Annotated in this window: 10 protein-coding genes; 2 read left to right on the forward strand and 8 right to left on the reverse strand. The window is 41.3% G+C overall.

What is annotated here, in order from left to right:
• Positions 1-66: 66 nt before the first annotated feature.
• The 5 genes from OQZ33_RS13750 to OQZ33_RS13770 form a co-directional block, all read right to left on the reverse strand.
• Positions 67-348 (reverse strand): hypothetical protein, encoded by a 282-nt coding sequence (locus tag OQZ33_RS13750; protein WP_265799596.1) that lies wholly within the window; start codon positions 346-348, stop codon positions 67-69.
• Between the two features lie 50 nt (positions 349-398).
• Positions 399-1,019 carry a class I SAM-dependent methyltransferase gene (locus tag OQZ33_RS13755; protein WP_265799597.1) on the reverse strand — a complete coding sequence of 207 codons (621 nt, stop codon included), beginning with the start codon at positions 1,017-1,019 and terminating at the stop codon, positions 399-401.
• 193 nt (positions 1,020-1,212) lie between these two features.
• A complete protein-coding gene (locus OQZ33_RS13760) occupies positions 1,213-1,893 on the reverse strand; it encodes an SOS response-associated peptidase (protein WP_265799598.1) in 681 nt (226 codons plus the stop codon).
• A gap of 84 nt (positions 1,894-1,977) precedes the next feature.
• On the reverse strand, positions 1,978-3,222 hold the full coding sequence (locus OQZ33_RS13765; protein ID WP_265799599.1) for a Y-family DNA polymerase: 1,245 nt from the start codon (positions 3,220-3,222) through the stop codon (positions 1,978-1,980).
• Positions 3,206-3,634, reverse strand: coding sequence for a LexA family protein (locus OQZ33_RS13770; protein WP_265799600.1), 429 nt, complete (start codon positions 3,632-3,634; stop codon positions 3,206-3,208). The genes OQZ33_RS13765 and OQZ33_RS13770 overlap by 17 nt, the downstream gene beginning before the upstream one ends.
• Positions 3,635-4,303: 669 nt before the next feature.
• On the opposite strand from OQZ33_RS13770, the gene OQZ33_RS13775 reads away from it, so the two are divergent.
• Positions 4,304-5,392 (forward strand): DUF5700 domain-containing putative Zn-dependent protease, encoded by a 1,089-nt coding sequence (locus OQZ33_RS13775; protein ID WP_265799601.1) that lies wholly within the window; start codon positions 4,304-4,306, stop codon positions 5,390-5,392.
• A gap of 206 nt (positions 5,393-5,598) precedes the next feature.
• Here OQZ33_RS13775 and OQZ33_RS13780 read toward each other — a convergent pair whose 3' ends face one another.
• Positions 5,599-6,372 carry a DNA-formamidopyrimidine glycosylase family protein gene (locus tag OQZ33_RS13780; RefSeq protein ID WP_265799602.1) on the reverse strand — a complete coding sequence of 258 codons (774 nt, stop codon included), beginning with the start codon at positions 6,370-6,372 and terminating at the stop codon, positions 5,599-5,601.
• 1 nt (position 6,373) lies between these two features.
• Positions 6,374-6,658: a DUF3606 domain-containing protein gene (locus OQZ33_RS13785; RefSeq protein ID WP_265799603.1), complete on the reverse strand. Its 285-nt coding sequence runs from the start codon at positions 6,656-6,658 to the stop codon at positions 6,374-6,376.
• Between the two features lie 403 nt (positions 6,659-7,061).
• Between OQZ33_RS13785 and OQZ33_RS13790 the strand changes: the two genes are divergently transcribed.
• The gene (locus tag OQZ33_RS13790; protein WP_265799604.1) at positions 7,062-8,072 is read left to right on the forward strand and encodes a zinc-binding alcohol dehydrogenase family protein; all 1,011 of its coding nucleotides are present in this window, start codon (positions 7,062-7,064) and stop codon (positions 8,070-8,072) included.
• Positions 8,073-8,218: 146 nt separating this feature from the next.
• On the opposite strand, the gene OQZ33_RS13795 is transcribed toward OQZ33_RS13790, so the two are convergent.
• Positions 8,219-8,451: zinc-binding dehydrogenase (locus OQZ33_RS13795; protein ID WP_265799605.1), on the reverse strand; the 233-nt coding region annotated here is incomplete at its 5' end.

Genomic DNA, 8,451 nt, shown 5'->3' on the forward strand with positions numbered 1-8,451 from the left:
CGATAGAACGGTTGAAGCATAATATCATGGCATATTAGAAGGTTTCAAAAACAATTAAATCCTAGACTATTTATTTATGTCCTCTTTAGGTATCCCCTTTAAGATTATACTAGTTTCACGCTTGGCAAAATCGATAAATACCAATTCCAAGTCAGAATATAATCGTATGCCTGCAGCAGTTAGTGACCGATAACCGAACGCTTTCATAGCATTTTCATCTTTAAAGGAAATCTCGTATGGTAGATTGATCGCAATAATATTTGGAATACCAACTTTAAGCGTAATATCGAAATTTTTAAATATCTCTTCCAATCTTCGCGCTACCAGTGCAAGTTCAGCGGGCGTCATGCAAGCCATAATTCACCTTTTAACGATATATCTAAAAAACATAAAATTACTCATTCTCCCTTTCTCACGCACCACGTGGTCATGCTTCGCAAATTCTGCACGTTAGTAGTTTTTATAGGCTCATGCAAGATTCCGCCAAGCTTTTTGGTTAAACGGATAAGCATTTCCTGATTGACCAAAAAGCGTTCTGACTCATCAGGCAGTATGTATCTTCCGTTTCCGATAAACCGCACAGAAGATTCAATTCCAATATCTGACGCGAGTCTGCAAAACAGATAGCCACCTGGTTTCAGCACACGCCACATCTCACACAACATCCCCTCAAAATGCCCGAGACTTTGCGCAAAGTGTAGAACAGCGCTGCTGATCACCAGGTCAAATTTGTCATTTTCAAACGGCATATCTTCTACCGAAGCGATATGAAAATTTTCAGCAGCCTTTAAATTTAAAGTTTCTTTAACAAGACTTTTTATTTGATTAATGGATTCAGGATAATGATCAACTCCATGCACATCATACGCATTGTTCAGAAAGTAAATCAGATTTCGTCCGGTTCCGCAACCCGCATCTAAGACGGTGCGACAATTTTGATAGGTGCCTTTAAGCAGTTGATCAAAAAGATAAATATCAATATTTCCAAAAGTTTCCTGTATATCTTGTATTCCGTTCATGTGTACTGGCAAAGATAAAAAATGATATTAATCGAATACCATCAGTTTGCAAAGAGGCGGAACAAAAAAAGGCTATCTCACGACCGCCTTTAAATTGTTTTTTGAAGTTAAGCTATTTACTTATAAGTAAAATGTAGACGAATAACAACGTACTATTCCCTTTGTTTTATTTGGTGACATTTTCATCCATCATTTAGTTGAATAACGTCAGATCGGGCCCTGAGGGCTTATTATTATCATCATCCTTATTTCTGGCATTGTTGATTTTTTTATCGACTTGCCAACCTTTCAGCAAATTATTATCCGCAGGATGCAAGGCTTTTAATCTTTCCTGAACTGGAAGTTCCCTATCAAGCCAGATGGCGCTTTCGCCCTGAGTGAGCATGCAGGGCATGCGGTCGTGAATCCGGGACATAAATTCATTGGCGGGCTGCATGATCATAGTACAGGAGGGAATGACAATGCCGGTCTTTGGATCTTTCCAGCTGTCCCAATAACCAGCAATCAGCATCAGTGCTTTATCCTGGCGCTCAAAAAAGTAAGGCTGTTTTTGACCACTACTCCTGTCCCACTCATAAAAACCTTCCACAACAAACACGCAGTGACGCCTGCCGACCAGGTGTTTATAAGTGGGCAAAGACTGCATAGTTTCAATGCGGCAATAGGTGGTATTAAACTTTGGAATTTCGCTGGAATATGATGGGATCAGCCCCCACTTGATATAATGAAGTTTACCCGGACGGGCATCCAGAATGACAGGCATATCGGTACCCGGAGGACGATTGGTATCTTTTGGTTTTGCTTCCCCGCCTAAGATGAGGCCTGCTTTTGCTGCCATGGCTTTGCTCTCGCCGATCAGTGTTCTTCCGCACATCGCTATATCTCCTTTACTTTTTTGTTTTATGTGTTTGTGGATTCTTAGTTGAGGCCGTTTATTATTTTGATGTTGACGTTTAATTTAAATTACTTTTATGATGTCACTCCAGCGTGTGGTATAACCCTTGGATAGGTATTCATGCTTAAGTCTCCATTTTTTCTCAAATCCTTCAGTCGCCATTCTAAGGGTTCCCCTGCCATAGGCAAGATTGAGCTTATCTAGGACTGCAGAAACCGTATCTTTTTTACCACCATCGTGGTCTGAAAAGATGTTAAGCTGAAGTTCACTTTCCGGGATGAGCCCCGTTGCGATCACCCCGGCTTTTCGATACTTGATGCCGTACTTAAAAAGTTTCTGCGCTACCTTGACCGCGATGCTCACCAGATCAGTGGTACTGTTACTGGCGATTAGTAATTTGTGGGTATGGCTGGGAAAATGCTGTGGATGGTCTTCGCGATTTTTATTGGTATATAAGAACACCTGTAGGTACATGCAACGGAGCCCCTGCGCCCGCAGCTTTTCAGCCAGTCTGCTCGCGTAAAGCGTCAATGCTTCTGAAAGTATTTCGGGGCTTTCGATGTAGTTGCGAAACGAACGGCTGACCGTGATCCCTTTGGTGGCCTCACGAATTTCATCCAGCGGGATAGATGGCCTGCCCCACAGCTCACTGTACATGCGTTGGCCCATAATAGTCATATTTTGTTTAAACCACATTTCAGGCATTTCTCTCAACTGTGCGACCGTTTCTATTTTCAGTGCCTCAAATTTTTTATAGTATTGTCTGCCCACTCCCCACAAATCATGTACAGGAAAGTCTTTAACGGCAGAGGCAATTTTCTCATCAGTATCCAATACCAAGACGCCATTGTATTTTTTAGCGAGTTTATTCGCAAGTTTAGCCAAGGTCTTGGTCGGTGCCACACCAATGGATACGGGAATGCCGGTATTCTGCACTACCGCTGTTCTGATTTTTGGGACATAGGAATTCAAGTTGTTGATGCCCCCCAGCCAGCCGAAAGCTTCATCAATGCTATAAACATCAAGTCTGGGGAACCACCGTCCAAGCTGGTGCATCACGCGTTCACTCATATCACCATAAAGTACATAGTTGCTGGAAAAGACATTGATCTGGAATTTTTTAATCAAGTCTCTAACCAAAAATTCAGGATCCCCCATCCTGATGCCACAGGCTTTCGCCTCTTCACTTCTGGCAATAACACAGCCATCATTGTTGCTTAACACCACAATAGGCTTACCTTGAAGCTCCGGACGAAACAGACGCTCGGCAGAGGCATAGAAGTTATTGCAGTCACAAAGCGCAAACATGGCGGTACTTCCCGGTTTTAAGTGATTTAGGCAATACGTTGCGGCAGATCGAAGTCACTACGCCCCAAACTTGCAAAGTATTTATTTCTGTCTGGAAGATGACATCGTTATCATTTTTCAGTACCGGAACCTTACTTGCGATCTGATAGATCCGGCAGGTAAAGTTTCCATTCACAAAGGCAATGACAATAGCGCCATGTTCAGGATTTAAGCTGCGATCAATAATCAGAATATCTCCGTCATGGATGCCGATCGACGACAAGGCACCCCCTTTCATTTGAAAATAAAAGGTGGAATGAGGATCTACGACCAGTGTAGAGGCGATATCAAGCCGCCCCTCCAGATAATCCGCAGCAGGTGACTGAAATCCCGAAATCTTTTGCTCTGCTCTATTTTCAAACGTCCTGATCATAAATACCCTGCCTTAGTGCATTACAAACTTATACTAATATTTTTAGTATTACAAATTTTTATGATTCATTTTTTAGTATAATACAAGCTTATGAGTGAGTACCTTATATCCAAAGCGATATTTTCGGCCAACTTTATAGGTAGAATTCAGAAATCTAAGACCCCATTTGGGATGACACCCCAGAACAATTTTTATAGCTTAAAACAGTATATATGCATACGTAACAATAGTTTTATTGTATTTTGGGATCCCGAAAAATAAAGGGTAACTATCAAGGTTCAATTTGACAGTGGAAGCCATATATTCTAATATCGCAAAAAGATGTAAGACGGCACTTGCAGTCTCATTAAATGATTTTGTCGACAGATGATACCAATTGGTTTCTTGCTAAATTTGAGTACCTAATTCCTAATCAGGCTTGCTAATGGGCGGGAATGTAGAGCTGCCAGCATCATTGAGAATTGTATTTTCGCTGGATTCTTAAATTGAAATATCTCGAAACAATTGCGTTGATACCAAGGCATTCTGCGAATTGAACCTTTGTCAACAAATGATTCTATGATTTTAATTGAAAATTGAAGAATCTTATTCCAGAAAGTTTTTGGTTTTAAAAACCAACATTTGCTTTAGTATGTTTGCGACCGAAAAGCAAACCAAACCAACATAACAGTGAATAAACCAAATCATTTTCTAAGCATCATTATTTTAGGGCTCCTAGCTTTAACCCTTCACTCGTCTGCACAATCCTTTGTAGACTCAACGTGTTACAAATATTTTGAGATCACTGCAAAACTTAAAAATGGCGATACCTTAAGCCGGTCGGCATGGAAAACATTTATTTCTGACAAGGCCGTTAAAGACTATATGGCTGATCAGGGTGTAGATGATGAGTATTTTGAGTCTTACCGCAAGAATATGCAAATCGTGTATATGCCTCAAAATGCCGATCGGTTGAAGAAAAGACTTGCTGATCCAAATTCCTACTGGCTTACCTATATGATTAATCAGTATAAAATTAACGAGGAGGATATGAAAGCATATCTAAAGACAATTGATGCAAATCCAAGGTCTTATTTTGAAACCTCTTATCAATATGCCTATTCGGCGCTCCCAAAAACTTCCCATAAAACGCTGCCCGATCTGAAAGTAGCTATTATTCCTATTCATAATGATGCGCATGCGCAGGAAGGTCTAATCATTTACACGCTGCTCTGTGCTTTCAAAAATGATCAGAATAAAATGGGCGCATTGGGCGGACATGAACTTCATCATATGCTTCGCCCTCAACCCACATTCAATATAGAGCCACAGGATGAGAGCGCTGTAATGGCGATGTACAGGGTACTGAATGAGGGATCAGCTGATATGGTGGATAAAAAATATATGACTGATACCGCAACTAAGTTATTGCCTACCCAGAGATATTTCCAGGAATTTTTTGATGAGGGCAAAAAAATCCTTCCACGAATGGATTCTTTATTTCAGATGGGTGCAGGTAGCTGGAAAAGTTTACGCACCAGAGATTACTTTAAGGGGACACCGTTTTCAAGTGGTCATGTCCCCGGGACATACTTATCACATTATATTGAAAAAAATGGTCTTAAGCGTAAGCTTTTAAAGTCACTCGATGATCCCTTCTCCTTTTTTTTAATCTATGATCTGGCATCCAGACGAGACAAGGATAAGCCATTCCGCTTCTCAGCAGCAGCAATAAAAAATATCAAAAATCTGAGGGATAAGTATATCAGAAGGATATAGCTTTTTGTTTATCCGGGGATTTCAAAAACTAAATTTGATCAGGCGATATATACAATATGCCATATCCTATGGAATCTCCTTGTTGAGGATCAATGTGAGCATCAGCACTATCATATTCCTTGAGTGATCGTGCTGATGAGCATTAAAAACACAAGTATTATTTTTTTGCACCGATATTATTTTGCACTATCCGCAGCCTTTACATATCAATTGTATAAATGCTGCGATTTCACAAAATAAGTCTTGCGGCCACCGATTCTGTCACTTAAGACTTCTTCCCCCTTTGCAGTTACTTTGATCCCGGCCCCATGTATACGCATGAAATCACGAAGTTCCCCCTTAAGTTCATCTCCATTTTCTTTTTCAATATCCCTGATCGCATTCTCCAGCACGTGACGCAGACTTTTAAAAAGCTTTTTGGCTTCCTTTACAGGAATGGCCTTTGCTATTGAAAAAGGTGAGATTCCAGCGTGATATAAAATCTCGTCGGCATAGGAGTTACCAATCCCCCGCATTTGATGCTGATCCATCATCAGGGTTTTCAGGTTTGTTCTCTTTCTGGAAAGCAGATCCAGAAAATATGCTTCATCCATTTCCAGCGCATCAGGAACCTTTGTACTTGGAGGGTTGAGGGTTGGAGTAGCCTGTTTTTGAAGGTCCACCACAGCAAAACCTTCTCCACCCTTAAAATGAAATCCCAGTATCTGATATTTCGGGTTCACCTCGACATCTAGCGAAACCAATTCACCGCGAAGCATCAGATGTATACCCAGCACCTGGTTGGTAGAGAAATGTAGCTGAAGCGTTTTCCCATTACGGGATACGTTTTCAAGCCGCTGTCCTTCCAAACATTGCTTAACTTCTTTACTACTTACATTTAGCTTTTTAGCAACAGTAACCTCTATCCTCTCCAAAGTCATGCCTTTAAAACGCCTGTAGAGTATCTTTGCAAAAACAGAAAGGTCTGGTAATTCAGCCATATTAAATGCTTAAATATTTTTTTACGTCCGGAATTTTATGGCCATGGAGTACAATGGCCGCCTTTAAATCTTGTACACTTATCTGGAATTTCCTTGCCCATTGATCGAGCTCATCTGGATCATCAGCATTTATTATTCCGGTAGTGGCACCAAAACTTTCCGCCTCAAGGGTATCTTCGTCACTTTCCAGGGCATTACGGTCCATTTCCTCCTTCCTTTGAACAGCCAATTTATCTGATCTGCCCGCTAGATTTCCAGGATTGCTCTTAGTAATTGAAATTTCCATAATCGTTTTGTATAAGTTTAAACTTGATCGCTATTCTCACAACACACCGATTATGTAATTGGTTTTCGATACCTCAAGCCCTTGGCAGTAAGGGTATTAAAAGCGCTCATATCTGTGCGGCTTGGAAAAGCTCATAACCAATCATGACATGCGAAAATCGTACAGAAAGGTACTGGTAGCTACCGAAACGACTTTCTGCACCCTTTAACGATGCAAATGGTTTTTTCAAAAAACCACAATCGTGTATCGGTTCGAAAACTAAAACTTTTGAAAATGACGGAGCTATTATTGTTAATGATGCGGCATGCCATTAATTTAGTAGTTGGATTAATTTATAAAATAAATCTTTTAAAAATTACTCACTTTTTAGCGCTAACACTTATCAGTATTTAAAAATATTTCAATGAAAGCAATAGGATTTAGACAATCGTTACCAATTAGCGAAGAGGAAAGCTTTATTTCCTTCGAAACAGAAAAACCTGAAGCCAACGGCAGAAACATGCTGGTTAAAATCCTCGCAATTAGCGTCAATCCGGTAGATTATAAAGTAAGGCAGAACAGCGCAAAAGATCAGGTACTTGAGCAAACCAAAATAATTGGCTGGGATGCGGTAGGTATTGTTGAAGACACCGGAAGCGAGGTCACTTTATTCAAAAAGGGAGACCACGTGTATTATGCGGGTGATATCACCAAAAGCGGCAGCAACGCAGAATATCAGCTGGTGGATGAGCGCATTGTGGGTAGAAAACCCAAGAACCTTTCCTGGGCAGAAGCCGCCGCCATGCCCCTAACCCTTCTTACGGTCTGGGAGCTTTTTTTTGACCGTATCCGGATCAATGAAAGTGACAGCGGCAAATCATTGCTTATCATCGGTGGCGCAGGAGGTGTGGGCTCTATTGCCATTCAAATCGCGAAGCAAGTAGTCGGATTAACCGTCATCGCTACTGCCTCCCGTGCCGAAAGTCAAGAATGGTGTAAGCAACAGGGCGCAGATTTTGTCGTGAATCATCAGAACCTTGTTGAGGAAGTTCAACAGGCCGGTTTCCAACAGGTAGATTTTATAGTTGACTTCGTGGACGTCAATATGTATTGGGATGCGATGGTTACCCTCATCAAGCCACAAGGTCAGATCGGATCGATCAGCGATCCGGTAGAAAGCGTAAACTTAAGGGCGCTAAAAGGAAAAAGCGTCAGCTTTCACTGGGAACTGATGTTTACCAGATCAATGTTTCAGACAGAAGACATGATCCGTCAGCACCACATTCTGAACCAGGCGGCGACCCTTTTTGAAAATGGAACAATCACCCCCACAATCAATCAGTGCCTTTCTGGATTTAGCACCGAGAACCTGAAACGGGCCCATGGATTGCTGGAAAGTGGTAAGTCTATCGGTAAGATAGTCATAGAATATTAATGCATACAGCCGGATACTTTTTAAATTGACACTGGCGTCATCCGGCAGCTATTCTGTTTGGAATCCAGATTTGCTTCCTTTAGCAGTTAAGCTGATTTGGATTCCAAGCTATACAAACAAGACGCTGGTGTAAAGCGAATATTTAGCTACTCACGCACCAAAACAATTTTCCCGATATGTTCGCTGGACTCCATCAGTTCATGCGCCTGGATGACATCCTCAAAACTAAAAGTTTTGTAAATAAGCGGTTTTAATTGACCAGTGTCCAATAATGGCCAAACCTGCTCCTCAATTTCTTTTGCCAGCTGTTTTTTGAAAGTATATTCCCTCCCCCGGAGTGTACTCCCGGTAATGGTTAGCCGCTTTTTCATCACTTCGC

Origin of the sequence: Pedobacter sp. MC2016-05 (assembly GCF_026239735.1) — a bacterium.
Classification (GTDB): domain Bacteria; phylum Bacteroidota; class Bacteroidia; order Sphingobacteriales; family Sphingobacteriaceae; genus Pedobacter.

Bases quoted from the DNA above. Each gene is read 5' to 3' on its own strand.
- OQZ33_RS13750 (WP_265799596.1), bottom strand. From the start codon at position 348: ATGACGCCCGCTGAACTTGCACTGGTAGCGCGAAGATTGGAAGAGATA.
- OQZ33_RS13755 (WP_265799597.1), bottom strand. From the start codon at position 1,019: ATGAACGGAATACAAGATATACAGGAAACTTTTGGAAATATTGATATT.
- OQZ33_RS13760 (WP_265799598.1), bottom strand. From the start codon at position 1,893: ATGTGCGGAAGAACACTGATCGGCGAGAGCAAAGCCATGGCAGCAAAA.
- OQZ33_RS13765 (WP_265799599.1), bottom strand. From the start codon at position 3,222: ATGTTTGCGCTTTGTGACTGCAATAACTTCTATGCCTCTGCCGAGCGT.
- OQZ33_RS13770 (WP_265799600.1), bottom strand. From the start codon at position 3,634: ATGATCAGGACGTTTGAAAATAGAGCAGAGCAAAAGATTTCGGGATTT.
- OQZ33_RS13780 (WP_265799602.1), bottom strand. From the start codon at position 6,372: ATGGCTGAATTACCAGACCTTTCTGTTTTTGCAAAGATACTCTACAGG.
- OQZ33_RS13785 (WP_265799603.1), bottom strand. From the start codon at position 6,658: ATGGAAATTTCAATTACTAAGAGCAATCCTGGAAATCTAGCGGGCAGA.
- OQZ33_RS13790 (WP_265799604.1), top strand. From the start codon at position 7,062: ATGAAAGCAATAGGATTTAGACAATCGTTACCAATTAGCGAAGAGGAA.